The organism is Nocardiopsis sp. YSL2 (genome assembly GCF_030555055.1).
In the GTDB taxonomy this organism is placed as follows: Bacteria; Actinomycetota; Actinomycetes; order Streptosporangiales; family Streptosporangiaceae; genus Nocardiopsis.
In genome coordinates, this window is record NZ_JAMOAO010000001.1 from 2649343 (window position 1) to 2674307 (window position 24965).

At 69.6% G+C, this 24965-nt stretch carries 28 protein-coding genes and 1 tRNA gene; 16 read left to right on the forward strand and 13 right to left on the reverse strand.

The features are described from left to right. Positions 1-10: 10 nt before the first annotated feature. The 3 genes from M1P99_RS11490 to upp all read right to left on the reverse strand — a co-directional run bounded on the left by M1P99_RS11490 (position 11) and on the right by upp (position 1694). Positions 11-175, reverse strand: a complete 165-nt coding sequence (locus tag M1P99_RS11490; RefSeq protein WP_170293704.1) for a hypothetical protein — start codon at positions 173-175, stop codon at positions 11-13. Between the two features lie 221 nt (positions 176-396). Then, positions 397-636: a three-helix bundle dimerization domain-containing protein gene (locus tag M1P99_RS11495; protein WP_304452636.1), complete on the reverse strand. Its 240-nt coding sequence runs from the start codon at positions 634-636 to the stop codon at positions 397-399. A 404-nt stretch (positions 637-1040) separates the two neighbouring features. Next, positions 1041-1694 (reverse strand): uracil phosphoribosyltransferase, encoded by a 654-nt coding sequence (upp, locus tag M1P99_RS11500; RefSeq protein ID WP_304452637.1) that lies wholly within the window; start codon positions 1692-1694, stop codon positions 1041-1043. 335 nt (positions 1695-2029) lie between these two features. Here upp and M1P99_RS11505 point away from each other — a divergent pair, with 335 nt between their 5' ends. From M1P99_RS11505 to M1P99_RS11520, 4 genes are all read left to right on the forward strand, one after another. After that, positions 2030-2530: a tRNA adenosine deaminase-associated protein gene (locus M1P99_RS11505; protein ID WP_121188184.1), complete on the forward strand. Its 501-nt coding sequence runs from the start codon at positions 2030-2032 to the stop codon at positions 2528-2530. A 42-nt stretch (positions 2531-2572) separates the two neighbouring features. Beyond that, positions 2573-3058 carry a tRNA adenosine deaminase-associated protein gene (locus M1P99_RS11510; RefSeq protein ID WP_304452638.1) on the forward strand — a complete coding sequence of 162 codons (486 nt, stop codon included), beginning with the start codon at positions 2573-2575 and terminating at the stop codon, positions 3056-3058. Between the two features lie 4 nt (positions 3059-3062). Then, on the forward strand, positions 3063-3545 hold the full coding sequence (locus M1P99_RS11515) for a nucleoside deaminase (protein WP_304452639.1): 483 nt from the start codon (positions 3063-3065) through the stop codon (positions 3543-3545). A gap of 10 nt (positions 3546-3555) precedes the next feature. Then, a tRNA-Ser gene (locus M1P99_RS11520) sits at positions 3556-3640 on the forward strand. Positions 3641-3833: 193 nt separating this feature from the next. Here M1P99_RS11520 and M1P99_RS11525 read toward each other — a convergent pair. The 3 genes from M1P99_RS11525 to M1P99_RS11535 all read right to left on the reverse strand — a co-directional run bounded on the left by M1P99_RS11525 (position 3834) and on the right by M1P99_RS11535 (position 8165). Beyond that, on the reverse strand, positions 3834-4652 hold the full coding sequence (locus M1P99_RS11525) for a protein phosphatase 2C domain-containing protein (RefSeq protein ID WP_304452640.1): 819 nt from the start codon (positions 4650-4652) through the stop codon (positions 3834-3836). A gap of 163 nt (positions 4653-4815) precedes the next feature. After that, complete coding sequence (locus tag M1P99_RS11530) at positions 4816-5682, reverse strand: LacI family DNA-binding transcriptional regulator (RefSeq protein ID WP_304452641.1); 867 nt, start codon at positions 5680-5682, stop codon at positions 4816-4818. Further along, the gene (locus tag M1P99_RS11535) at positions 5682-8165 is read right to left on the reverse strand and encodes a glycoside hydrolase family 2 protein (protein ID WP_304452642.1); all 2484 of its coding nucleotides are present in this window, start codon (positions 8163-8165) and stop codon (positions 5682-5684) included. Before M1P99_RS11535 ends, M1P99_RS11530 begins: the two co-directional genes overlap by 1 nt. A gap of 395 nt (positions 8166-8560) precedes the next feature. Here M1P99_RS11535 and M1P99_RS11540 point away from each other — a divergent pair, with 395 nt between their 5' ends. Next, positions 8561-9814 carry an ROK family transcriptional regulator gene (locus M1P99_RS11540; RefSeq protein ID WP_304452643.1) on the forward strand — a complete coding sequence of 418 codons (1254 nt, stop codon included), beginning with the start codon at positions 8561-8563 and terminating at the stop codon, positions 9812-9814. Between the two features lie 108 nt (positions 9815-9922). On the opposite strand, the gene M1P99_RS11545 is transcribed toward M1P99_RS11540, so the two are convergent. The 5 genes from M1P99_RS11545 to M1P99_RS11565 all read right to left on the reverse strand — a co-directional run bounded on the left by M1P99_RS11545 (position 9923) and on the right by M1P99_RS11565 (position 16136). Continuing rightward, positions 9923-10462 (reverse strand): PadR family transcriptional regulator, encoded by a 540-nt coding sequence (locus tag M1P99_RS11545; RefSeq protein ID WP_304452644.1) that lies wholly within the window; start codon positions 10460-10462, stop codon positions 9923-9925. A gap of 21 nt (positions 10463-10483) precedes the next feature. Then, the gene (locus tag M1P99_RS11550) at positions 10484-11341 is read right to left on the reverse strand and encodes a Rieske 2Fe-2S domain-containing protein (RefSeq protein WP_304452645.1); all 858 of its coding nucleotides are present in this window, start codon (positions 11339-11341) and stop codon (positions 10484-10486) included. A gap of 133 nt (positions 11342-11474) precedes the next feature. Further along, a complete protein-coding gene (locus M1P99_RS11555; protein ID WP_304452646.1) occupies positions 11475-13490 on the reverse strand; it encodes an FAD-dependent oxidoreductase in 2016 nt (671 codons plus the stop codon). Between the two features lie 111 nt (positions 13491-13601). Then, the gene (locus M1P99_RS11560) at positions 13602-14435 is read right to left on the reverse strand and encodes an SGNH/GDSL hydrolase family protein (protein WP_304452647.1); all 834 of its coding nucleotides are present in this window, start codon (positions 14433-14435) and stop codon (positions 13602-13604) included. Positions 14436-15386: 951 nt separating this feature from the next. Then, on the reverse strand, positions 15387-16136 hold the full coding sequence (locus tag M1P99_RS11565) for a hypothetical protein (RefSeq protein ID WP_304452648.1): 750 nt from the start codon (positions 16134-16136) through the stop codon (positions 15387-15389). 214 nt (positions 16137-16350) lie between these two features. On the opposite strand from M1P99_RS11565, the gene M1P99_RS11570 reads away from it, so the two are divergent. Next, on the forward strand, positions 16351-17250 hold the full coding sequence (locus tag M1P99_RS11570) for a hypothetical protein (protein WP_304452649.1): 900 nt from the start codon (positions 16351-16353) through the stop codon (positions 17248-17250). Here the strand turns inward: M1P99_RS11570 and M1P99_RS11575 are convergent. Further along, positions 17247-17708: an NUDIX hydrolase gene (locus M1P99_RS11575; RefSeq protein ID WP_304452650.1), complete on the reverse strand. Its 462-nt coding sequence runs from the start codon at positions 17706-17708 to the stop codon at positions 17247-17249. The genes M1P99_RS11570 and M1P99_RS11575 overlap by 4 nt on opposite strands. Next, positions 17705-18475, reverse strand: a complete 771-nt coding sequence (locus M1P99_RS11580; protein ID WP_304452651.1) for a GntR family transcriptional regulator — start codon at positions 18473-18475, stop codon at positions 17705-17707. Before M1P99_RS11580 ends, M1P99_RS11575 begins: the two co-directional genes overlap by 4 nt. Positions 18476-18694: 219 nt before the next feature. Here M1P99_RS11580 and M1P99_RS11585 point away from each other — a divergent pair, with 219 nt between their 5' ends. The 10 genes from M1P99_RS11585 (at position 18695) to M1P99_RS11630 (ending at position 24908) form a co-directional block, all read left to right on the forward strand. Beyond that, positions 18695-18994, forward strand: a complete 300-nt coding sequence (locus M1P99_RS11585) for a WhiB family transcriptional regulator (RefSeq protein WP_304452652.1) — start codon at positions 18695-18697, stop codon at positions 18992-18994. A 1-nt stretch (position 18995) separates the two neighbouring features. Continuing rightward, on the forward strand, positions 18996-19718 hold the full coding sequence (locus tag M1P99_RS11590; protein ID WP_304452653.1) for a hypothetical protein: 723 nt from the start codon (positions 18996-18998) through the stop codon (positions 19716-19718). 125 nt (positions 19719-19843) lie between these two features. Next, positions 19844-20047 carry a hypothetical protein gene (locus tag M1P99_RS11595; RefSeq protein WP_304452654.1) on the forward strand — a complete coding sequence of 68 codons (204 nt, stop codon included), beginning with the start codon at positions 19844-19846 and terminating at the stop codon, positions 20045-20047. After that, positions 20047-20484 (forward strand): hypothetical protein, encoded by a 438-nt coding sequence (locus M1P99_RS11600; RefSeq protein ID WP_304452655.1) that lies wholly within the window; start codon positions 20047-20049, stop codon positions 20482-20484. The genes M1P99_RS11595 and M1P99_RS11600 overlap by 1 nt, the downstream gene beginning before the upstream one ends. A 3-nt stretch (positions 20485-20487) precedes the next feature. Further along, positions 20488-20640, forward strand: a complete 153-nt coding sequence (locus M1P99_RS11605) for a hypothetical protein (RefSeq protein ID WP_304452656.1) — start codon at positions 20488-20490, stop codon at positions 20638-20640. After that, positions 20637-20843: a hypothetical protein gene (locus M1P99_RS11610; RefSeq protein ID WP_304452657.1), complete on the forward strand. Its 207-nt coding sequence runs from the start codon at positions 20637-20639 to the stop codon at positions 20841-20843. The genes M1P99_RS11605 and M1P99_RS11610 overlap by 4 nt, the downstream gene beginning before the upstream one ends. Further along, positions 20840-22108, forward strand: a complete 1269-nt coding sequence (locus M1P99_RS11615) for a hypothetical protein (protein ID WP_304452658.1) — start codon at positions 20840-20842, stop codon at positions 22106-22108. The genes M1P99_RS11610 and M1P99_RS11615 overlap by 4 nt, the downstream gene beginning before the upstream one ends. Further along, the gene (locus M1P99_RS11620; RefSeq protein WP_304452659.1) at positions 22105-22413 is read left to right on the forward strand and encodes a hypothetical protein; all 309 of its coding nucleotides are present in this window, start codon (positions 22105-22107) and stop codon (positions 22411-22413) included. The genes M1P99_RS11615 and M1P99_RS11620 overlap by 4 nt, the downstream gene beginning before the upstream one ends. Next, positions 22413-22589: a hypothetical protein gene (locus M1P99_RS11625; protein ID WP_304452660.1), complete on the forward strand. Its 177-nt coding sequence runs from the start codon at positions 22413-22415 to the stop codon at positions 22587-22589. Before M1P99_RS11620 ends, M1P99_RS11625 begins: the two co-directional genes overlap by 1 nt. 84 nt (positions 22590-22673) lie before the next feature. Then, complete coding sequence (locus M1P99_RS11630; protein ID WP_304452661.1) at positions 22674-24908, forward strand: FtsK/SpoIIIE domain-containing protein; 2235 nt, start codon at positions 22674-22676, stop codon at positions 24906-24908. Positions 24909-24965: the final 57 nt, after the last annotated feature.

Below are 24965 nucleotides of genomic sequence, written 5' to 3' on the forward strand. Positions count from 1 at the left end.
GACCAACCCCTTACGGCAGCAGCGCGTTAACGAAGCGGGACATCGACTCCGCGCCGCCCATCAGCCCGCCCAGGGCACTCTGGATCACCCCGGCGGCGCTTTCCGGTTGCGTGAGCAGATAAAACGCCACGAAACCGATGAGCGCGTAACCGCCCCATTTCTTCAACTTCGCCACGACTGACTCCCCTTGGAATCCACCTGACCCACCAACCCAGCAGTGATTCTTGCATTGACGAGGATGCCCGTAAAGCCTGGGGCCCACCCTCGGCGTGGCGGTATGTCGTCGGTTCGACGCTTGCGGGGTGTGTCCGGTTCCGGTGGGGTTGGTAACACAGTGAAGGGTGGTCCGGAATTCGGCCTTGGCTCCCCCAGGTCAGCGTGCCGGGGGCCGGGCCTCTAGTGCTGTTCGGCGAACGCCATCGCCAGCACCTGGAGGTGCTGGCGCGCGATGCGCTCGACGAGTTCGGGTGTGGCCCGCCCGGTGACGTCCTGCGCCCCGTGCCGTGCCGCGTCGACGCAGCGGGTCACGGTCGAGGAGTGGTGGACGCCGGAGAACTCGGAGGAAAGACGGCTGACGACCGGGCTGAAATGTGTGTCGGCTGTCTTGGTCATCGCGGGGCGGCGGTTCTCGGGCATCTCACTCCTTGAGGGCCTGGGGGCGGCTGATGGCGCAGCGTAGGCGTTCGGGGGCTTTGTGTAGCCGCTGGAGGGTTGGCGGAGAACTGTCCGGGAACGGACGCCGCACTCCGCCGTCAGCGGGCTGTGCCGGTGTGGGGTGGTTTCGGCCTGGTGGGTCCACCCGGTTACGGGTGGTCAGGAACCATGATCACTGTAATCGGTTACGTTCCAATCTCGAAATGAATTCGGCTAATGCAATGCCGTGTCGCAGGTTGCCCGACCTCCGGCTGCCACCTGGGTCGACGCGCTCGGCAGGGGATGGATGCCCGATTTACGGGCGTTCATTCATCCACATCCGAAAAGAACCGAAAAAGCGCCCGACCGGAGGCCGGTCGGGCGCTGTCGGCGGACAGGGCGCGCCGTCAGGCGCAGCCGTAGAGGCGGTCGCCGGCGTCGCCCAGACCGGGGAGGATGAAGCCGTGCTCGTTCAGGCGCTCGTCCACGGCGGCGGTCACCACTCGCAGGGTCGCGCCGTGGTCGGGCCTGAGGGTTTCGGCCAGCTTCCGCTCCACCGCTTTCAGTCCTTCCGGGGCGGCCAGAAGGCACAGGGCCGTGATGTGGTCCGCGCCCCGGTCCACCAGGAGCTTGAGCGCCGCCGCCAGTGTTCCGCCGGTGGCCAGCATCGGGTCGAGCACGTAGCACTGGCGGCCCGACAGGTCCTGCGGCAGGCGGTCCGCGTAGGTGGCGGGCTTGAGGGTCTCCTCGTCGCGGGCCATGCCCAGGAAACCGACCTCGGCGGTGGGCAGCAGGCGGGTCATGCCGTCGAGCATGCCCAGGCCCGCGCGCAGGATCGGAACGACGAGCGGCGTCGGGCGCGTGAGCTGCGTGCCGGTGGTCTCCACGAGCGGGGTCCGGATGGTGACGTCGGTCACTCGAACGTCCCGTGTCGCCTCGTAGGCGAGGAGGGTCACCAACTCGTCGGTGAGCCGCCGGAAGGTGGGCGAATCGGTCCCCACGTCGCGCAGGGTGGTCAGCTTGTGCGCGACCAAGGGGTGGTCGACGACCAGGGTTTCCAAGACGTTCTCCGGGTGAGCTGGGACAACAGGACGGTGGTGGGGATGAGGGGTCGGCCCGAGTCTAACCGTGAGCGACCCCCGCAACAGGGTTCACTCACGCCCCACCGGGGAGGAGAATGCCGACCGCGGGCCTCGGCCCGGACGGCGCGCGGCGGGTACCGGTGTACCGGAACGGCCCGCAGGGAGGCGGCGCGTCGGTTCTCATGAGAACGTGGGCGGACTGACGCAGGAGACAAGGGCGACGGCGAGGCGGAAGTGATCGTTACCATGACACACGCACGGGCGATCGGCGGGACCTCGCCCGCACAGAGTGCACCGGCCGGGTTGGGGTGACGATGACTGTTCTCGATCATGGTGACGACGACTCGGGCGACTTCGCGGCGATCGCGTACCGGGAAGAGGAGTACTGGGACGTCGACCTCCTCCCCGTGTCGCTCACCAGGGATCTCAAGGGACTGGTCCACGCGCTGCGGCAGCAGCCCAGCATCAGCGGGTCGCTCGGACTGGTCTCGGTCGGCGACGACTTCTTCATCATCGCCAGGGTCTACGGCGAGGAGGTCTCCCTCTTCCTCTCCGATGTGACCGCCTCGGTGGACTGGCAGGTGGCCCGGGACGTCCTGGACTACCTGGACATCGACCAGCCGGACGACGACGACCTCGACCAGGTCCTGCCGGCCGGAGACCTGTCGATCGTCGCCGACCTCGGCCTGGACGAGATGGAGCTGGGCGCCCTGGCGGGCGATCTGGACCTGTACCCGGACGAGGTCCTGGCCAGCGTGTCCGAACGCCTGGGATTCGCCCAGTCCTTCCAGCGTGTCCTTGACGGGATGGGGTAAGGGGTACGGGGACGAGCCCCTCGGAGAACAGGAGCGCGCGCGGTGTCGACCTTCGCAGCTGTCTTCGCCCCCAACGGGAAGACGTGGCGGGGAACCGAGGTCGAACTCGGGGACGTGGACGTCATCGACGACATCACGGACCTGATGATCGACTTCGCCGTCGAGCGGGGCGGTGACCTCTCCCTGCTCCTCGTCGAGGCCGACGACGAGTGGTTCGCCCTCGTCCGGGCCGAGGAGGACGGCGAACCCCGTGTCTACCTGTCCGACGCGCGGGTGGTGCACGACCACCCGCTCGCGGCGGTGCTCTCCGAGGCGGGCGGGCTCGGCGCCCCCCAGCCGGCCGAGAGCGCCGGAGCACGCCCCAACCCGGCGCCGGACGGCGACTCGCAGCTGCTCACCGACCTGGGGGTCACCGAGGACGAGCTGCGCTCGCTGTCGGTCGGCGGCGGAGTGCTGCCCGGCGACGTCCTGGCGGTCGTCGCCGAACGCGCCGGTTTCGCCGAGCTCCTCGACGATATGAGGCTGTGAGCCGGTGCCGGACCGGGACGCCGTGGACGCCGCCCTCCGCAGGGCGATCGCGGAGGGGGAGCTCGCGGAGAAGACCGGGGACGTTCCGGTGGGCGCGGTGGTGCTCGATGCCGACGGGACCGTCCTGGGGACGGGCCGCAACGAGCGTGAGGCCACGGGTGACCCCACCGCGCACGCCGAGGTGCTCGCCCTGCGGGCGGCGGCCCGCGCGCGCGGTGAGTGGCGTCTGAGCGGCTGCACGCTGGCCGTGACGCTGGAGCCGTGCACGATGTGCGCCGGCGCGATCGTCCTGTCCCGGGTGGACCGGCTGGTCTTCGGCGCCCGCGACGCCAAGGCCGGAGCCGTCGGATCCCTGTGGGACGTGGTCCGCGACCCCCGTCTGAACCATCGTCCGGAAGTCGTTCCACCCGACCTGGTCAGCGAGGACGTCGCCGGCCGCTGCACGGATCTGCTGATTCGATTTTTCGAGCGGCGCAGGATCCGGTAGAGTTCCTCTCGGTGGAGTCGCCTAGTGGCCGATGGCGCCCGCCTCGAAAGCGGGTAAGGGGCAACCCTTCGAGGGTTCAAATCCCTCCTCCACCGCACGAGGCCGATGTTCACGCAGGTGAGCGTCCGGCCGGTAGAGGTAGCGAGGGCCGGTTGGTCCGGGCTGGTGCGCATGTCGCGCACCTGGTTCGGAGCGACCGGCCTTTCGCGTGTCCGGGGTCTGTTCGCTCGAGGGGAGCGACCGGCGCGGGCCGCCCGGCGGACACCACCGAGGACGACCTGGGACGGCTCAGGCCGGGGCCCAGGTGACGACGGTGGCGTCGTCGTGGAGCTTGCCGGGCGTGTACCGCCGCTGCCCGGCGTCGTCCCGTTCGAGCGCGCGCACGCGGCCGATGAGCGCGGCGGGGCCGTTGCGCGCGGCGAGGACGTAGCAGTCGTGCCAGGTCTGGGCGCCGAACACCTCCACTCCGCGGGTGGCGCCGTCCGTCATCGCGGCGAACCCGGCCAGCTCGTGCAGGGGCAGTGTGCCCGTCAGAGCCTCGGCGGCCGCGCGGGGATCGGCGCCGGCGGTCCAGAACCCGCCCGGCACGTTGCGGTGGGCCCGGATCGTCCGCCCCCGTTCGCCGAGCCCGGCCGTGCGTCCGGGGGCGCCCTCGGCGGTGGCCGGGGGAGCGGAGGCGAGCTTGCGTCGCAGGTCGTCCAGGCGCGTGTCGGTGATCGCGGTGACCGCGCCGTCGGTGTCCTCGGCCAGGAGCACCGAGTCCGACAGCACCAGGTGGTCCAGGCGGTCGCCGACGAACCGCACCAGGACGACGGTGGCCGACGGGGTCTCCTGGCCGCCCAGGTCGCAGTCGGGGCCGTGGAGTGCGGACACGGCGGTGATCGCCTCGGCGAGCACGTCCCCCAGGGGCCGGTCACCCGCGAGTCCGGCCAGGAGGAGTCCGCCCAGGCGGCGGGTGTACCAGGCCACGCCGTGCCCGCAGCCGGTGTCGACGCCGGGCGGGGCGCTGACCCCGTCCAGGAGTACGACACCGTCGGCGGTGACGGCCGCGAAGTCCTCGTTGTCGCGGTCGGGGTGTCCGGGCTCGGTGGCCAGTAGGAAGGGCACGGGTCGGTCCTGGTCGGTTCACGGGTGTGATCGGCCCGGAGCCGCTGGTCACACCCTCGGTCACGCGCCGAGTCTAGGGCGGGTACCCGCGGAACACGCCCCGGGCCCACCGGGGAGGGGAAGCCCGCCGCCCCGGTGTCCGCGGGGGCGGCGGGGCCCGTGCTCAGGTCGGGGCCGGGGCGGTGCTGCCGCGGGGGACGAAACGGGCGGCCGGGGACCACCGCGGTTCGGCCGGGACGCCGTCGAGGACCTCCAGGACGGTGGCGGCCACCGAGGCGCCGTACTGGTACACGTCCACGCTCATCGTGGTCAGCGGGGGCGAGGCCAGTCGGCACAGGATCGAGTCGTCCCAGGCCACCAGGCTCAGCCGTTCCGGCACCGGTACGCGCAGCTCCCGAGCGGCGGCCAGGCCCGCGACCGCCATGGCGTCGTTGTCGTACAGGATCGCCGTCGGCCGCGGTTCGCCCCTGAGCAGTCCGACGGTGAGCCGCTCGCCCGAGTCGTGCGAGTAGTCGCCCTCCACCACCGCCGGTTCCGGGAGCCCCGCCGCGCGGCACGCCCCGGTGAGGGCGGCGGTGCGCGCGGCGGTGTGGCGCAGCCGGGCGGGTCCCGTCACGCGGGCGAGGGTCCGGTGGCCCAGATCCACGAGCCGGGCCACGGCCTCGCGCACCGGGGCCGCGTCGTCGGTGCGCACGGCGGGCAGATCCGGGGACCCGTCCCAGGTGCCCGCCAGCACGGCGGGCAGGCCCAGTGCCCTCAGGAACGCCGGACGTTCGTCGTCGGCGGTCAGGTTCACCACGATCACGGCGTCCACGAGGCGGCGGTCCGCCCAGCGCCGGTAGGTCGCGGCCTCCTCCTCGGGCGTGGCCACCAGGTGGAGGATCACCGACACGCCGCGGCCGGCGAGCCGCTCCTCGATGCCCGCCACGAACTCCATGAAGTACGGCTCGGTACCGAGCATCCGGACGGGTCGGGCGACGACCAGCCCGACCCGTCCGGATCCCGCGGGACCGTGTCCCGGCTCGTCCATCAGGCGCGTCCCCTCCCGGCGTGCGGGGTGTTGGCCGACCGCAGCACCAGGGGCGCGGTCAGTGCGGACGGGTCGACGTCGGCCGCCGTGCGGACCGTGAACGAGCGGCTCTCCCCCGCGAGCAGGGTGACGAGCATGTCGTCGACCTCGGCGTCCGGAGCCACGCGGTCGGCCAGGATCGCCACGTCCCGGGCGAAGGACGCGGCGCGCACGTCCACGCGGTAGCCGCCGGGGACCGCGACCGCCTCGGCGGTCAGGGCGTCCGGTGCGTAGTGGAGGTCGGTGTCCTCGCGGAACAGGTGAACGGCGCGGACGTCCCCACAGGTCGCCACCAGCACCTCCTCCTTGGTGTTCCGGGCCGCGAGCAGCGGTCCGGCCAGGTCGAGTTCGGCGGTGGCGCGCGGCCCCGCGGCGAGCTCGATCCTATCCTCGGCGAGCACGGCGCCCGCGAAGGTCTGGCGCTCGATCGACACCGGTCCCTCCCACGGCTCGTCGGTGTCGTTGACCGCCACCAGGACGTCGCGGCCGTCGCGGGGCTGCACCGTGAGCAGGCGCGGGGCGTAGGCGTGCCGGAGCCCGTACAGCAGGGGCTTGGCGCGCTCGTCGCCGTCGACCGCCGCCCAGGAGGTGACCGGCCAGCAGTCGTTGATCTGCCAGACGATCGCACCGGCGGTGCGCGGCCACCAGGACCGGTAGTGCTCGATCCCGAACACGACGGCGCGCGCCTGGTTGAGCTGGGTGGCCCAGTGCCAGTCCTCGAACGTCGTGGGCGTGGGCAGGTGGGCGGAGAACCCCCGGTCGAGCTTGCCGTTGCCGTCCTCGGCCTTCTGGTGCAGCAGGAACGCGGGCGACTCCGGGGTCATCGGCTCGTCGTGCACCCAGTCGGTCAGGGTGGCCCACGTGGGCGGTCCCTGGAAGCCGAACTCCGAGCAGAGCCGGGGGACGTTGTCGCGGTAGGCCCGGTAGTCCGTCTGGTTCCACACGGTCCACTCGTGGTGGGTGCCGTGGTCGTCGTCGTTGGGGTGGACCGCGTCGAGCTCGTGCCCCGGGCTGTAGGGGCTGCCGTCGGCGTAGAAGCGGGTGGGGTCGAGTTCGGCCACGATGCGGGGGAACAGGTCGGTGTAGTAGCCGTGGCCCCAGGTGCGTCCGGCCAGCGGCTCCTGCCAGCCCCAGTCCATGAAGCCCCACAGGTTCTCGTTCCCGCCGTTCCACAGCGCGAGCGAGGCGTGCGAGGCCAGCCGGGCGACGTTCTCCCTGGCCTCGGCCTCGAACTCGTTCCAGAGCGGCTCCTCCTCCGGGTAGGCGGCGCAGGCGAGGAGGAAGTCCTGCCACACGAGGACGCCGCGCTCGTCGCAGACGTCGTAGAAGTCCTCGCTCTCGAAGACGCCGCCGCCCCACACGCGGAGCAGGTTCATGTTCGCCCCGACCGCCTGGTCCACGCGGCGTTCCACCCGCTCACGGGTGATGCGGGTGAGGAAGTGGTCGTCCGGGATCCAGTTGGCGCCCTTGACGAAGACGGGCTTGCCGTTGACCGCGATGGTGAACGGGGTGCCGTGCTCGTCGGGTTCGGTGTCCACGGTGACGGTGCGGAACCCGACGCGGCGGGAGCCGGTGTCGAGCGGTTCGGCGGCGCCGGGCTCGGCGAGGGCGAAGGACAGGTCGTACAGGGGCTGTTCGCCGTGGCCCGTCGGCCACCAGAGCCGGACGTCGGGGACCTCGACGACGGCGACCGCCGTGTCGGTCCCGGCGGGCACGGCCGCCTCGACGCGGTGGCCGGCCACCTCCGCTGTGAGCACGAGGCCGGTGCCGGCCCCGGTGTCCGCACGCTCGACGTCGGCGTGCACCTCGACGCGGCCGCTTCCGTCGGGCGCGACCGTGACCAGCGGGCGGACCCGCGCCAGCCGCGCGGTGGTCCAGCGCTCCAGGCGGACGGGCTTCCAGATACCGGCGGTCTGCAGGTCGGGGCCCCAGTCCCACCCGAAGGAGCAGGCCATCTTTCGGACCATGTTGTACGGGTGGGCGTTGGTGTGCGGCCGCGCGCCCAGCGCCTCGCGCTGCTCCTCGGCGTACTCCAGCGCGGAACGGAAGGTGACGACGAGTTCGTTGGCGCCCTCGCGCAGGGCCGCGCGGACGTCGAAGCGGTAGGACCGGTGCATGTTGGCTGTGCGGCCGAGTTCGTGGCCGTTGAGCTCGACGGTGGCCACCGTGTCCAGACCGTCGAAGGCCAGGTCCACGCGTTCGCCCTCCGCCGGGGCGGTGGCGTCGAACGTCAGCTCGTAGCGCCAGTCGGTGCGGTGCAGCCACGCGAGTTCGGTCTCGGCGGAGTCCAGGTACGGCTCCGGGATCAGGCCGGCCGACAGCAGGTCGAGGTGGGTGCTGCCCGGCACCGCCGCAGGAACGGAGCGTCCGGCGACGTCCTCCGGGACGGGGCCGGCGATGGCGGACATGCGCCAGCCGTCGTGCAGGGTCTGACGGAACCGCATCCGGTCCTCCAGGGTCGTGAGGTGGGGTGATGAGGGCGCGTACGCGGGGCGTACACCCCGGGTGGCCGGTCCCGCTCGCGCGAACCGACCACTCGGAGGATTCTTACTTAAGTGATCTAAGTAAGTCAACGAGTGCGCTCCCCCGCCCCGCCCCTCCCGACGGCCCTCCCGACGGCCCTCCCGACGGCCCGCGCCGCGCGAAGCCGCCCCCCGACGACTCGTGCTCCGGGTGCCGAACGGCAACGACTGGGTCGTGGGTGCGCCAGCGGCGCACCCGGCGTCCCCGACCGGTCCGGCGGTACCCTGGGGGCCACCGTCAGGAGGCGGGTCCCGCGAGGCTCGGACCGGGTCCCCGCCCGCGCGGGCGCCACGGAACGCAACCGGCGGAGGTTCTCTTGGGCGGAACGGCACGGGCCATTCCACACACGACGAGCAGGGCCGCGGTCCTCGACGTCATCCGCGCCGCGGGCACCATCAGCCGGGTCGGGCTGGTGCGGGCCACCGGCTTCACCGGGGCGACGATCTCCACGGTCGTGCGCCGGCTCATCGACGACGGGCTGGTCCTGGAGACCGGGCGCGCGGAGTCGACCGGCGGCAAACCGCGGGTGCTGCTCCGCCTCAACCAGGACGCCCGGTACGCGGTGGGCGTGCACCTGGACCCGGTCGGCACCACCTGCGTGCTCACCGACCTCACCGGGGCCGTCGTCTCCCGGATGACCAGCGCCGGTGTCGGTACCGAGGACGCGGCCGAGGTCGTGGCGCGGACCGCCCGCCAGGTGGACGTGCTCGTGGAGGGCGCGGGGATCGAACGCGACCGCGTGCTCGGGGTGGGCCTGGTCTCGGCCACCCACGGGTCGCACACGTCGGAACCGGCCATGCGCTACTGGGCGGACTACCCCCTCGGCCCGGAGCTGCGCGACGTGGTCGGCCTGCCCGTCGTGCTCGGCAACGACGCCACGGCGGCGGCGCTCGGCGAGTACTGGTCGGGCGTGGTCAGCGGGTCCTCGATCTTCGCCGCCGTGTACATGGGCACCGGTGTGGGGGCGGGCCTGCTGGTCAACGGCATCCCCTACTTCGGGAGCAGCGGCAACGCGGGCGAGATCGGCCATCTGTGCGTCGACGTGGACGGGCCCGCCTGCTGGTGCGGGGCCCGCGGGTGCGTCGAGGCGGTCGCCGGTCCGGCCGCGGTGGTGGCGCGGGCCCGCGCCGACGCCGACCTGGCGCGCGCGGCGGGTCTGGGCAGGGGGACCGACCGCCCCCTGCCGTCCGTGGCCGCCGAGTTCGCGGCCGTGGTGCGCGCGGCGCGTCGGGGCGAGCCCACCGCGCGCGACCTGCTGGACCGGTCCGCCCGGCGGCTCGCGGTCGCCGTGCGCGGGCTCGCCAACGTCATGGACCTGGACCTGCTGGTGCTGACGGGAGCGAGCCTGTCGGCCGCGGGGCCGGTCTACCTGCCGGCCATCCGACGCGAGCTCGACCAGGCGTTCTTCGCCCGTGGGACGCACGGGGTCGAGGTGCGGATGTCGTCGTCGGCGGAGACGGCGCCCGCCATCGGCGCCGCCACCATGGTGCTGCAGTCCCAACTCGTCCCGCTGCGCGCGGGGCCCCGTCTGCCGGACGACCTGTCCGAGGCGGTCCCGGCGCGGGCGTGAGGCCTCCGCGCCCCGTCCCGGGCGGCCCGCGGAGACGGCTTCCGTATGTGCCGGGGCGACGATGGCCGGCCCTCGGAACGGGCCCGTGGAAGGGCGCGCGGGCCGCGGTCAGGTGGCGTCCGGCGCCAGCTCCGCGATGGCCTCGTCGAGCCAGGTGACCCAGAAGGTCTCCATGTCGATACCGGCGCGCAGGACCACCCGCTGCACCCGGTCGCGCTCGGTGCCCCGGTCTCGGGCGGCGTCGCGCCGTTCGATCTCCCGGTACTCCGCCAACTGTTCGCCGTGCAGCCGCCGGTGCCGCCTCAGCTCCGCGACCAGGTCGCCCAGGCCGACGACCCCGGCGGCGCGCAGGCGCAGCGGCAGGGGGTCGCGCAGGGCGCGCGGGTCCTCGGGGACCGACACCCACCGCGCCAGCTCCTCCCGGCCCGCGGCCAGGACCTCGTACTCCTTGCGCTGCCCGCGCGTCGGGGCGGCGGGCGGCAGCGCCCTGATGAGCCCCGACTTCTCCAGTTTCCCCAGCTCCCGGTAGATCTGCTGGTGGGTGGCGGACCAGAAGTACCCGATCGAGCGGTCGAATCGGCGCGTCAGCTCCAGTCCGGAGGACGGCTTCTCCAACAGGGCGGTCAGGATCGCGTGGGGCAGGGACATGTGCGCATTCTAGGGACCGGTTCAGGTCCGGGCCGCTGGTAGGCGGACGAGCACACGGCCGTCGGCCACCGAGGTCTCCAAACGCTCCAGCCCGGCCGTGGCGGGTCCGCGGACGACCGAGCCGTCCTCGACGCTGAACTCGCTGCCGTGCCAGGGGCAGCGCAGGCACCCGTCGGCCACGGTCCCCTCCGCCAGCGGGGCGCCCGCGTGCGTGCACGTCCCGAGAGCGGCCCGCACGGTCGTGCCCGACCGCACGACCACGACCTCCACCCCGTCCAGGTCGGCGCGCCCGGGCTCGCCGTCGGGGAACCCGTCGAGTGCGCCGACGTCCTTCCAGTCCCGGGGCAGCAGGTCGATCAGGTAGTCCGCGCTGTTGGCCCCCGCGGCCCGGTAGTAGGCCAGGTGCCCGCCGAGCGAGCCGCCCACGGCGACCGCGCCCAGGCCCGCCAGCGTCAGGGCGCGCCCCCAGCCGTGGCGGCCGGCCGCGCGCGCCGCCGATGAGGCGCCGAACAGCAGGGAGCCGAGGCCGTTCGCCGCCGCGTGGGCCACGCCGACCCGCTTCTGCCGCTCCTGCTGGTCCGCCAGGTCGACGATCCCGCTCACCGAGGACGGCAGCGCGAACAGCAGCCCCAGGTTGACCAGCGCGTGCGCGCTCCGGCGGTGGTCGCCCGGCAGCACGTCCAGGAGGGCCGCCGAGAACCAGGCACCCAGCGGCAGCTGCACCGAGAGCGGATGGAGCGGGTGCCCGAGCGGGACGCCGTGGAGCAGGTCGCGCAGGCGGCCCTCGGGCACCGTGTCGGCCAGCCGCTGGAGCACGGAGGCCGGCGGGTCGAGCCGTTCGTCGCGTTCGATCTCGCGTACGCGTTCACCGAGTCTCATGCTCGGACGACTACCCCCGGTCCGCCCGCGACATGCGTGCCCGGAGGACTTGTGGTTCCTTTGACCTGGGCTTGTGGCGCGGCAGCGCGGTACCGCCCGAAACGGGCCGGGCGGTACCGTCCGCGGCCCGCGGCTACAGCGACGCGGCCAGGCGCGTCCCCTGGTCGATGGCGCGCTTGGCGTCGAGCTCGGCGGCCACGTCGGCGCCGCCGATGACGTGCACCGTGCGGCCCGCGGCCGTGAGCGCGTCGGCGAGGTCCCGGCGGGGGTCCTGCCCGGCGCAGACCACGATGGTGTCGACGTCGAGGACGCGCTTGTCACCGTCGACGGTCAGGTGCAGGCCCTCGTCGTCGATCCGGTCGTAGTCGGCGCCCGCGACCATCTCCACGCCGCGGTGCCGCAGTTCGAGCCGGTGGATCCACCCCGTGGTCTTGCCCAGACCGGCGCCGACCTTGGTGGTCTTGCGCTGGAGCAGGTGGACGGAGCGGGGGGCGGCGGCGCGCTCGGGGCCCTGGAGCCCGCCCGGGGTGGCCAGGTCGGTGTCCACGCCCCACTGACGGAAGAACTCGTCGGGGTCCTGCGAGGCGCCCTCCCCGCCGTCGGTGAGGAACTCGGCCACGTCGAAGCCGATCCCGCCGGCGCCGATGATCGCCACCGTGTCCCCGACGGCGGCCCCTCCCCGCAGGACGTCCACGTAGCCGACCACCTTGGGGTGGTCGATCCCGGGGATGTCGGGCGTGCGGGGAGCGACGCCGGTGGCGATGACGACCTCGTCGTAACCGTCGAGGTCGTCGGCGGTGACCGTGGTGCGCAGCCGCAGGTCCACGCCGTGCTTGTCCAGCTGGACCCGGAAGTAGCGCAGGGTCTCGTCGAACTCCTCCTTGCCGGGAACGCGGCGCGCCATGTTGAGCTGGCCCCCGATCTCCTCGGCGGAGTCGAACAGCGTGACGGCGTGGCCGACCTCGGCGGCGGAGACGGAGAAGGCGAGTCCGGCGGGCCCGGCGCCGACCACGGCGACGTTCTTGCGGACGCGCGTGGGGGACAGCACGAGTTCGGTCTCGTGGCAGGCCCGCGGGTTCACCAGGCAGGACGTGACCTTGAGGCTGAAGGTGTGGTCCAGGCAGGCCTGGTTGCAGCCGATGCAGGTGTTGATCTCCTCGGGCGCTCCGGCCCCGGCCTTGGCCACGAAGTGGGGGTCGGCCAGGAGGGGGCGGGCGAGGGAGACCATGTCGGCGTGGCCCTCGGCGAGGACGGCTTCGGCGACCTCGGGGGTGTTGATGCGGTTGACCGCGACGAGCGGGACCGACACCTGGCCCATGAGGCGCCGGGTCACCCGGCTGTAGGCGCCGCGCGGCACGGAGGTGGCGATGGTGGGGATGCGCGCCTCGTGCCAGCCGATGCCGGTGTTGATGATGGTGGCCCCGGCCTCCTCGACGGCCCTGGCCAGCTGGAGGACCTCCTCGGCGGTGGAGCCGCCGGGGACGAGGTCGAGCATGGAGAGCCGGTAGATCAGGATGAAGTCGGGGCCGACGCGCTCGCGGACGCGTCGGACGATCTCGACGGGGAAGCGCATGCGGTTCTCGTACGAACCGCCCCAGCGGTCGTCGCGCCGGTTGGTCGCGGACACGATGAACTGGTTGATGAGGTAGCCCTCGGACCCCATGACCTCGACGCCGTCGTACCCCGCGCTCTGGGCGAGTTCCGCGGCGCGCGCGAAGTCGTCGATGGTGCGCTCGACCTCGTCGTCGGTGAGGGCGCGGGGGACGAACGGGTTGATCGGCGCCTGGAGGGCGCTGGGCGCGACCAGGTTCTCGTCGAAGGCGTAGCGGCCGGTGTGCAGGATCTGCATCGCGATCCGGCCGCCCTCCCGGTGGACGGCCTCGGTGATCTGGCGGTGCTCATCGGCCTCGGCCCCGGTGGTGAGCTTGGCGGCGCCCTTGAAGGTGGCGCCCTCGGCGTTGGGGGCGATGCCGCCGGTGACGATCAGACCGACGCCGCCGCGGGCGCGTTCGGCGTAGAAGGCCGCCATCCGCTCGAAGCCCTGGGGGACCTCCTCCAGGCCCACGTGCATCGATCCCATGATGACGCGGTTGGGCAGGGTGGTGAAGCCCAGATCCAGTGGTTCCAGGAGGTGGGGGTACTCGCTCATCTCGTCTCCTCGCGCGGGTGCCTCGCGGGCCGGTGTCGGGCCGGCCCGCGATCCATTATGCAACAAGTTGCACAAACAGGGGAGGGCACCCCGGCGGGTGCGGGGCGGTCGTCACAGGGGGCGGACGGGGAGGAACTCCGGCCGCTTGGGCGCGCGCCCGTCACCGGTCGAGCGCCCGCGCAGGCGCCGCAGCGCCCACGGGCCGAGGAAGGAGCCCAGCCAGCGCACCTCGTCGGCCACCGCGAGCAGGAGCCCCGGCCCTGGCATCGGGGGCAGGGGCTCGGCCCAGGCCTCGTGTCCGGGGACCCCGAGTGCGCAGGCCATCGCCCCCGCGATCCGCGTGTGCCCGAGCGGGGAGCAGTGCAGGCGGTCGGCGCACCACAGGCGCGGGTCGGTCGCCACCGCGTGCCCGTGGGTCTCGGCGACCACCACTCCGTGCCGGGCCGCCGCCGCGCGAATCCGCGCGTTGAGGTCGAGGAGGCGGGGGACCAGCGGCCGGGCCAGCGGCGCGATCCTGGAGGCGTCGGGGAAGGTCATCGTGGCCACGCGCACACCGGCGCCGGTCAGCGCGGCGAACATCGCCTCCAGGTCGCCGGCCACCCGGTCAGGGTCGTATCCGGGGCGGATGAGGTCGTTCACCCCCGCCACGACGGTGGCCAGGTCGGGATCCAGGGCCAGGGCCGGTGCCAGTTGCTCTTCGCGGACCTGCCCCGCCAGGCGTCCGCGCACGGCGAGGTTGGCGTACTCCACCCGCGTGCCGTTCGCCGCGAGGTACTCGGCCAGCCGGTCCGCCCAGCCCCGGAGCCCGGTGGCCTCGTCACCGTCCCCGACCCCCTCCGTCTGGCTGTCTCCCAGCGCCACGTACCGCAGGTGTGCGCCGTCCGAGCCCTGGCCTCGTCCCGCCCCGGCGGTTCCGGAGGAGTATCCGCCCATGTGATTAGTCATTTAGTTGACTATAGGCGGGGACGGGCGGAACCGGTCGGCACCGGGGCGGGGCCGTCAGCCCCTCGGGTCGACCGGACGCTCGAAGGAGGTCTCCAGTCCGAACGAGGTCCTGGACGAACGGTTCCGATCAGGCCGGTGCGCGAACGGCGACCTGCGACTGGAACGCCTCTACGACGAGGGTCGGCGGTTCAACAGTCCGAACGACGCGGTCGTGCGCTCGGACGGGTCGATCTGGTTCTCCGACCCGGGCGGTCGCGGGTCCAGCGGCCCCCGCACCCGGCCACGGGCCAACTGAGACTAGAACTGAGACCACCGACGACGAAGGCCCCGACCGGTGACCGGTCGGGGCCTTTCATCTGCCCTGGTGGGCTGTGGCGGAGGATAGGGGATTCGAACCCCTGAGGGATTGCTCCCAACACGCTTTCCAATCCCGCGTAGGGGCGTTCGCGGTCGGTCGGCAGCGTGCTGACCAGCGCTCCCGGCGCCCAGGCGGACCGCTCCGAACGGCTCCGGACGGCAGTGAATGAGACTAAAACTGAGACTACGAGACGGCCCTCAGAGCGTCTGTGAGCAGCGGTTGAGTGGCCACGATGGATCACCTTCGGGTGGCCGCGTTCGCCTCGCAGGCGCCGTCTCAGGAGCCCGGTTTCCGACCATGCACGTGCATCGCGTGGCGCCACCCCATGGGGAGCCCTCCGCACCCCGCCGCAGAACCTGCACAACCCACAGAACCCCTGTCCTGGCTGGTCGACGTCCTGGGAGCCCGAACTGCACTACCTCGCAGAACCTCCGCAGAACCGCAGAACCCCCTGCGCGGAGGGTTCTCTGCGGTTCTGCGGAGGTTTCGCGGCGTTCTGCGGTTCCGTGGCGCAACGCTCTGGCCTGCATCAATGCCAGTTCTGTAGGTTGTGCAGGTTCTGCGGGGTGTAGTAACAGCTGCAATGAAGACCATCACTGATGGCGAAGCAGTTGTGCTACCTCGATGGTGCGCTGATGGATGATCTCTATGCGGCGTTCGCCGCTCTGCCCGGTACGGGCGCGCAGGTAGGCTCCTACGTCACGCACGTCTCTTTGGTCTCTCTTGAGTGGTTCATTCTTCGCTCCGACCAAGCCCTCCTTCTCTCCTTCTGGCCTTTGCTTACAGGCACGGTTCAAGTACGCCTTGCTGCCGTATGAACCGTGTGCAAGGTGATTTCTCATTTTCTTCAGGAGATTGAGAAATGAAGCGGACTCCGCGTCGGCTGAAATTCTTCGCACGAGGCTCTGATATGTACTGGAATGATATCTTACGGAGCTTTTTATCCAAGCTTCGGTGTCCTTGAAGGTTATGTTGAATCCAGTTGGGTCGAGCGCGAACTCTATCTGTGCCAATTTCGGACGTCTTGGCATTGTAAGAGCATCAGGGTTAAACGCTAGGATGGTATTTCGAAGTGAATCCTTTATTTTGTCTTCGAGTTCCTTGTTCATTCGTTTGAGGAAATTTTCGGGGTCTCGGGAAATCGCAGCGACGTGCCATCTTCCTTGGAAGACCTCCCAAAGGGCACCTAGCCTGAACGCAGAATCTTCCGCAACTGCTTTGCGAAGATTTGCCGGAGTGTTGGATTCCTCAAGGGCAGAGTCCACTTGGCTATAATGTTTGAGTCCGTCCTGGACTTGTACCAAAAAATCGTCCAAGTAGCGATTAGGGTCTGCTGTGTTCATGTGTTGATAATTGCAGGCCAGCAGTCAAGGAGTCCACTTGACACGCTGTGTGAAGCCCTGATCGCTCTAGATCGTTCCGGTCATCCGATCATGGGGTATATGTCCGGAGCAAGTCTGCGCAGAAGCTATAACCGTGGCGCGGTCGGTCCAACTGGAGCCGTGGCTGTGCATGGAGCCAGTGACTCACTTAGAAATTTTGTGTAGAATGCACCGCATGGTAAAAGAAGATGATACCCATGTGATTCCTCAACTTCAGTTGTGGCAAGTAGCATTTACATTGGCTGCGGTTGTGCTGATTGTGGCCATCGGGGTGTATAAGGAGTCGCTTGCTGCTTCTGTGTTGGCCCCCACGCTCTCAGGAGCGTCCGCTCTTTTGATTGTTTTCCTGACTATCAATCTTTCCAAAAGGGCTCATGAGCAAGCGAAAGCATCGGCGGGGCTGCTAGAAGTAGAGAGAAAATCTCTTGAAGAGGCGATTAGGCAAGGTGAAACTTCGAAAAAGCAAGCCAGTGAGGCTTTCATTGCTACCCTGAAGGCGCAGGCTGACGAGCGAACGTCTTCGATTATGGTTCGAAAGACTGAGGCAAGGCTCGATTCATATAAGCCGCATCAGGGCAATGGCTATCTTCCTGCTTTTGACGACTATACGAATGAATCTAATATTGACGTCGACGAGCTCGATGGTCGAAGTTGGATCAAAGTGGCTGTATATTTTCGAGTCGTCTCGTTCGGGAAGGTTCCCACTCGACTTTACGTGACTATACCCGGTCATGTTTCGAGTCGATATGGGAACTTTGAATGGTTGGGCAACAGGCTAGGGAAGATTAGTGGGTACCCGCTGATTCCCGAGAATGAAATCTTTATCAAATGGACAACATTGGTTCCGATTCATGAAATACATGAAGATGTGGGATATGTTGGCAAGCCGGACGGTGGTCCTGCTCAAGTTAGGTTTCGTAGCGTGAGCCTAGACGGGTCGGTCGTGGAAGAGATTGTTATTTCCTTCCGGTTCAGTATAAATCTAAATCTTGATACAAGAAAAATTACGGGAATTGGCTTGAAGGTCGAGTCGGATCCGTTGGTTGAGAGAACCTATCCTAAGATTCCCAATTAATGATGGTGCGGGTATAGCTGCTGCTTGGGGGTTATTGATGTGCCGTCGTGAACGCGAACGTATGGTGCGCTTCCTGATAGGGCATCGGATATCCGAATCCCCCTGGCTTCAGGGCATCGCTTCACAGCATCTTCCGAGGTAAGCCAAGCTGTCACGGTCGATTCGTCGCTGGCGCGTATCTCCCCGCCTACGGGTTCGCACAGAAAGGCTAGGGAGACCACGCCGAGGTTCATATTCTTGTAGACCCCGGTCAGGCGGATCGGCTTGGCCTTGATCCCGGTCTCTTCCCAGACTTCCCGTACCACGCACTGCTCCGGCGTCTCGTCCAACTCAAGGACTCCTCCGGGCGGGACCCATCGGCCGTCGTCGGCCCGCTTGATCACCAAGACCTTGCCGTCCTCGGGCCTAACCACCACACCGGTCACGCTGACGCTGTGGCGGGGTGTCTCTTCCGTCATGACTTCACGTCCTGTTCCCATGCGTAGGTCAGCTTCCATTGGAGGGCCGCCAAGACGTTCAGGCAGGTCTCTACTGGGCGGTCATCCTTGTTGAAGGCGGTGCGGAGAATGGCGAACACCGGTTGTCCAGGTGTGATGTTCAGGAAGTCCGCCTCCTCCTGCTTCGCCCCACGGACTTCGATGTCCTCGGTGAAGCGCACCGGGCCGAATCCTCGCTCCGCGATTCGGGCATACATGCCGCTGGGGCCGGTATCCGGCATGGCGATGTCGACGCTGCCGGCCACACTCATCGGGATGTAGGACGCCGCGATCTGTACCGGCTTGTCTTCCGCGTACATGTGGCGCTTGCGCAGCAGTGCCTGCTCGGATTCATCCAGTCGGAGCACCTGGGCGATGTCGGCTGGCGCCTCGACGGCATCGCACACGACCAGCTCTGTGCGCGAGGTGCGCCCGGCCTTGTTCAGCTCCTCTGCGAAGCTGCTGCCGGTGGGGCGAGTCCTGTAGTCCCTATCGATGCGCCGAACCCTCTTGACCGTGGGCACCTCCAGCACGACGGAGCCCTTGCCGTGTTCGGTGCGGATCAGCCCTTCGGCCCTGAGCATGGCCATGGCCCGGCTGATCGAACTCTGATTCAGGTCGTACTCGCGCGCTAGCTCCGGCTGGCTGGGGAGCGTCGACCCCGCCGCGTAGTCACCGCGCTTGATGGCATCGCGCAGCAGCTCAGCCACCTGCTTGTACCGGGCCTTCGGCGCTTCGAGGCTGCTCATCGGGCCTCCGTCTTCTGACATAAGTGTGGTCTCCCCACCGTAGTCGGTCCTCCATCGCCGCCACCTGCGTGGCCGCGACACCCCTCGAAGCAACTTATTGCATATGTCTTGACGCTTATGGCATAAGTGCGTACCGTCGGAGACACAGCAGCCCGGCGCCCTGCTTTATAGCCGCTGGCAGGAGCGGGCTTCACAGCAACCACCACGAGAGGAGGCCCGATGAACCGCCTGCAGAACCAGAGCACGGAGCGTCTGCGTGCCGCTCTGACAGAGCACACGCTCCCCTGCATGTCCCAGCCGGATCTGTTCTTCGAGCCCGACAGCAGCGACCTGTTCGGCGAGAAGCCCGCGGTCAAGGAGATGCGCGAACGGTCCGCCAAGACCCTGTGCGAACGCTGCCCCGCACGGGAGATGTGCCTGGTGCTGGCTCTGCGGGAGTCCCCCGCTGCCGGAGTCTGGGCCGGATACACCGCCGACGAACTGACCGACATGGGTGACTACCTGCGAGAGGCCGCGTGACATGACGAAGCTGATGATGCGCACCCCCACCACGGCACCGATCACCGTCGCTCTGACCGCTCCCGGAATGCAGGTGACCGTGGAAGCCGTCCCCGGACTGACCGAAGCCACCTTCGAGCTGAGCGGCCCTGACGAGACCGTTCGGCAGGCCACCGCCACCAGCGTTGAGACCGCTTGGGTGATCGACGTGCCCGCGCCGGCCCCGACCGTCATCAGCGGTGACGTCTTCGGCAGTGTCGTCATGAGCGGCGGCACGACCGTCATCAATGGCGCGACGGTCACCAACGGCACCGTCAGGGGCGCGACCGAACCGGTCACCGGCCTGCTGCGAGTCCCCGCGGGATCGCTGCTCGGAACCCGCATCGACAACGGCTCAGTGGACACCCGCGGGGCGCTGGCCGGAGTGCACCACCAGGGCCGCAACTCCGGTCTGAGCGTGGACATGGTCGGTGACCTGGTCTTCGACGGCACCAACGGCTCTGTCTCCGTCGGTCGCGCTCACGGCGAGATCGACGTGAGCACCACGAACGGCTCCGTCTCCATCGGACGCTCCGGGCCGCTCACCAAGGTCCGATCCACCAACGGCAACGTGCTGGTGCACGCGGGATGTCCCGGACGCATCAACGCCCGCACGACCAACGGCCACGTCTCGGTGCACAAGGCCGGACACCGGGTCGACGCGACCACCAGCACCAGCAACGGACGCGACCGCGTCTACGCCTGACGCCCTGTTCGTAGCCCCTGCTTCATAGCCGCCAGCAGGGTCCACGGACCACCGCACGACGCGGCCCCACCGCTCAACCGCCAAGCCAACCGGTGGGGCCGCTACTCCCAGAAAGGAGCGTTTCCATGATCGCAGATCCGACCGTCGCAGCCCTCGCGCTGACCGTCCTGGTGCTGCTCGCTGTCTCCGGTACCGCCACCCAACTGGCCAAGGTCCGAAAGAAGATCCGCGCCCGCCGCCGCTCGGCAGCGCGTCGACTGCGCACCGCCATGGGCCCCAAGACCGTCTCCCGCACCCGTCGCCGTACCTCCCGGAAGGGGAATCGCTGATGATCCAGACCGACCTGACCGAAGGTCTGCGCAACTGGGCAGACGGATTCGCCACCGACCGGGCCGCCGTCGAACTGCTCATCACCCACCAGTCGTGGCTCACCCGAGCCGACTTCCTCACCACCTGTGTGGAACTGCTCCCGACCGAAGAACTGTTCGCCCCCGACCGGCCGATCGCCGTCATCGATTGGGAGACCGTGACCGGCTTCCTGACCGAGGGCGGTCTGCCCGCGGCTTCCTCCGACGTCGCGATCCTGTCGATCGCCGCGTCCCTGGGCACCGGCCACCCGGTGGACCTGCGAGACGCGCTCGTGGGCTTGGACGCCACCAACACCGCCGCTGTGGCCACCGCCGTCGTGACGGCAGCACAGGCCGACTCCCGCGTGACCGTCACCCTGGCGCCCCGCCAGACGCCCGACTGGCTCAGGAAGGGCTGAACCATGACCTCTCTGCTCACCTTGCTGATCACCTTCGGCGTGATCGCTGGCCTGTGGTGGCTGTTCTTCGCCGGTATCCGTGCCGACATGGACGCCATCGCCGAGATCAGCGCCCGCCGTGCCCGCCGCGACAAGGCCCGGAAGGAGTCCCGGTGACCACCACCCACATGATCCAGGCCGCCGGTGTCCTCACCCTGTGCGCGGTGCTGCTGCTGGCCCTGGTCGTGGTCGTGCTCCGGTTGGCGGCTCTGCCGCTGGCCGGGGCGGCCCTGGCCCTGGACCACACCGCTGCCCTGGTCGCCCGTCCTCTGCCCCCGATGCCCGTCGGCTCCCCGCACCCGGAAGGGGGCGCCCGGTGACTTCCCAGCAGGACACCACGCCCGCCCCCGGGCAGGAGCGCACTCCCGAGCAGATCCGGCAGGATCTCGCGGCCAAGCGCCACCGGGTTGCCGCTCGCAAAGACGACCGCCTTGAGCGCTTCCGCGACAAGGCACGGCGTGCGATGGACGCCCGCGCCATCCGCCAGGACCTGACCCGCGACCGTACCGCTGCCGATCTGGAGCGCGCCAAGCTGGCCGCCGACATCTCCCAGTCCGCGGAAGCCCGCGCGCTGCGAGTCCAGCGCACCCGCACCCTGACCCTGGCCGCACTGATGCCGGTGCTCGTGGCCTTCGCCGGATGGTCGACCGCCGGTGTGCACGCTGGAGCCGCCGCCATGACCGGCGCCGAACCGTTCACCGCGATGTGGTGGATGCTCTGGCTGCTGGAGCCCGCCCTGATCGGCATCGTCGGGTGGGTGATCCTGTGCCGCTCCCGGCTGGAGTCCTCGGGTGGCTCCCTGCCCGAGGAAGCCGACCGGATCATGTGGGGCTGTCTGGCCGTGAGTATCCTGCTCAACACCGTCGGACACTGGCCCACGGAGTGGACCGGCACGGCCGTGGGAGGGCTGTTCGCGCACTCACTGGGGCCGATCGGAGCGGCGATGACCGCGCACCTGATCGGTGTCATCGAGACGGGCATCACCAACGCGCGCCCCACCGAGGGACCGGGGGTCAAGACCCTCGCTGAACTGACCGACGACAGCACCCACAAGAGCGCTCCCGACAGCGCTGCCGAATCCGCCCCGCCCGTGACGGTGGTCGACCGCTCCCGGCTCCCCGAGCGCGCTCTGGAAGTGCCCGCAGGAGCGGTCCGGCTGCCCGTGATCCGGTGCTCCCGACCCGCACAGCAGGAGAAGGTGCCCGCCGCGATCGAAGCCGCTCCCGACACACCCTCCGGCACTGGTCGCCGTTCGACTCCTGACCAGGCCGGACAGCGGGTTTCGAGAGCACTCGCCAAACCCCGCTCCGACAAGGGCAAGCCGCTCCCCAAGAGCGCCCTCCCGACCGCTGCCGAGCAGTCCTCCCGGGCGCTGTCCGACACCGACCTGTTGGCCAAGCTCGGTCAGATCATCGCGGCCGGAGAGCTGCCCGAGGGCGCTTCCGTGCGGCGTGTGCAGACCGCTCTCGGATGCGGCTTCGAGCGCGCCAAGCGCGTGCTGTCGATGCGCGAGGAGAGCACCGAGACCGTCACCGCTTCCGACCGCTTGAGCGTGGTCGCCGCCCGTGAGGAGAACGCCGCATGAGCACCCCGCCCCCGAACACCGAGCTGTCTCTGACCGTGTTGGCCAGCCGCGTCGCCCACGGCGCCCGCCACATGCCCGCCCGCGACCTGATCCCGCGGCTGGCTGTCCTGGCCTTGGGCATCGCCGTGAGCTTGTGGCTGCTCAACGGCACTACCCCGGCTGCCGCTCTGGGAACCATGCTCATCACCGCGATTACCGCCGCCATCAGCGCCCTGGAGCTTCACACCGCCGCACTGATCTGCGAGCGCGACCAGAACACCGACGGCACCGAGGACCAGGGCAACGAGTTCGGGGCGGCCGCCTGATGTTCCGCCTGTTCGGCCCTAAGACCTACGAGTCCTTCGTTCAGTCCTACGCCCTGGCTGACGGCAGCTACGCCTACCAGGCCCGGTGCGCGTGCGGCTACTTCTCCGACGTCTACCTCCACGACCAGGGCTTTGTGGAGGACCTGCGGGAGAACCACGCCGTCACCCACCAGTGACCCCGACCGCTCACGGGGCGGCAGCCCCACTCCGCCAAGAACACGGCTGCCGCCCCACCCCACCAGCAGTGAGGAGCTTCCAGCATGAGCCACCCCGAACCCCGTAGCGACCGCACCGACAGCGAGAACGTCGTGGCCTTCCCCACTCGCCCCGCGATCGGAGCCGCACCCGAACCCAAGCCGTCGACCATCGAGCACGTCGACCCCGCCGACGTCGAAGTCCTCGACATCGAGGACACGGCCGCGGCCCGACCCGTGGACGCGCTGCCCACCACCCGCGTCGGTGGATGGATGGACGACCGCCGCGCGCTGCTCGACACCGCGCCCGCCCTGGTGCCGTCCTACCTGCGCGACAAGCAGGAGTTCGCCGAGAACGCCCGCTTCATCGTGGAGTACTACGCCCGCATGAGCGCCTACCGCGCCACCCGCTCACCCATCTACCTGCTCAAGCTCATGTCGCGCTCCCCGCGCGGCGCCGGCCGCGCGGTCGCGATCTGGGGACAGTGGGCGTTCGACACCGAAGCCCGAGAACTGCGCAAGGCCGCTGCCGGGCGGGGCGAGACCACTGGCCGCGGCAGCACGGCCGAGTACATGATGCTCTCCCGACAGCACACCGCCCGAGTGCGTGCCCGCCTGCTCAGCTCCCTGGTGGTCGCGCTCGGTGTGACCACGGTCGGGGCGGTCGCGCTGGCCAGCGCCCCGGCGTGGGCGTCGATGTCCGGCATCGTCGCGATGCTGGCCCTGTTCGGGGCCGCCGGACGCAAAGCGGACTCCAAGCCCATCATCGACCGGTGGACTTCCCCGCACCTCCAGCGGGAGCTGACCTCGACCGAGGTCGTGGCCGCCCTGGAAGCGATCGGCGTCAAGGGCCGCGTGGACTTCGTCAACCCCATCCAGACTGACGGCCCCGGCTGGCGTGCGGAGGTCGACCTGCCCCCGGGCTATCTGACGGAGAAGGTGCTGGAGGAGCGCGCCAAACTGGCCGGAGCGATGCGCCGTCCGCTGACCACCGTGTGGCCCGAGTCCGACTCTGAGGCGCACCCGGGCCGGTTGGTGCTGTGGGTGGCCAAGAAGGACCCGGCCAAGGCCAAGCGCCGCCTGTGGCCGCTGATGACGGATGGCCAGACCGACCTGTTCGCCGACATCCCCTTCGGGTTCGACCCGCGTGGGCGCGTGATCCCGCTGAACTTGATGTACACCAACCTGCTGATGGGCGGCGTGCCCGGCTCGGGCAAGACGTCGGGCGTCATGGTGGTCGCGCTGGCCGGTGCGCTCGATCCGACCTGCGAGATGTGGGTGTACGAGATGAAGGGCTCCGGCGACCTTGACCCCCTCCAGCCGGTCTGTCACCGGTACGTGTCCGGGGACGACGACGAACACTGCGCTTCGGGATTGGACGCGCTGCGCAAGCTGGAGAAGGAGCTGAAGCGCCGCAAGAAGATCATCGCGGGCCTCCCCTCCGACCAGGTGCCCAAGGGTCGCAAGGTCTATCCCCACCTGGCGAAGAACAGGAAGCTGGGGCTGCACCCGCTGCTGGCGATCTTCGATGAGGCACACACCCTCTTCGAGCACGAGGAGTACGGCAAGGAAGCCGCCGAGATCGCCGGACGCCTGGTCCGCAAGGCGCGTGCGTACGGGATCATCCTGGTCGTCACCACCCAGCGGCCCGACGCGAAGTCTCTGCCCAAGGTGATCAGCGACAACGTGTCGACTCGGTTCTGCCTGGCCGTGGTCGGTCAGCAGGCCAACGACATGGTGCTCGGCACGTCGATGTACAAGAACGGCGTGCGCGCCACGATGTTCGACCCCAAGAAGGAACCCGGCACCGGTTGGCTGGTCAAGTCCAGCCACGACACCCAGATCGTCAAGGCCGCGTTCATCGAACAGGCCGAAGCGATCGACATCAGCAAGCGCGCGCTGGCGCTGCGCACGGCCGCGGGAACCCTGTCGGGTGAGGCTGCTGGGGAGAGCATCGCCGCAGAAGACACCACGACGCTGCTCGATCATCTCGCAGCAGTCTGGCCGGCGGGTGAGGACACGATGCACTCGGTGCGCTTGGTCCAAGCCCTGGCGTCCTACCGGCCCGACACCTACGGCCCTTGGACCGAGTCCGAGGTTCCGGTGGGCGAGATGTCGCGCGAGGAACAGCGCGCCCATGAGACCCGGATGGCCACCACCCTGTCGAACGCGCTGGCGCCGTTCGGAGTGCACACCGGTCAGGTCACCAAGCGTGGCGACGGAGGGTCCCGCAAGGGCGTCAAGCGCGTCGACCTGGATACCGCGCTGGCCAGCTCCGGCGCCCTGACGGAGGGCGCATAGCCCGCCCGGACGGCTTCACCGGCCCCGAAACCGGTTTCGGGGCCGACATCACTCAAA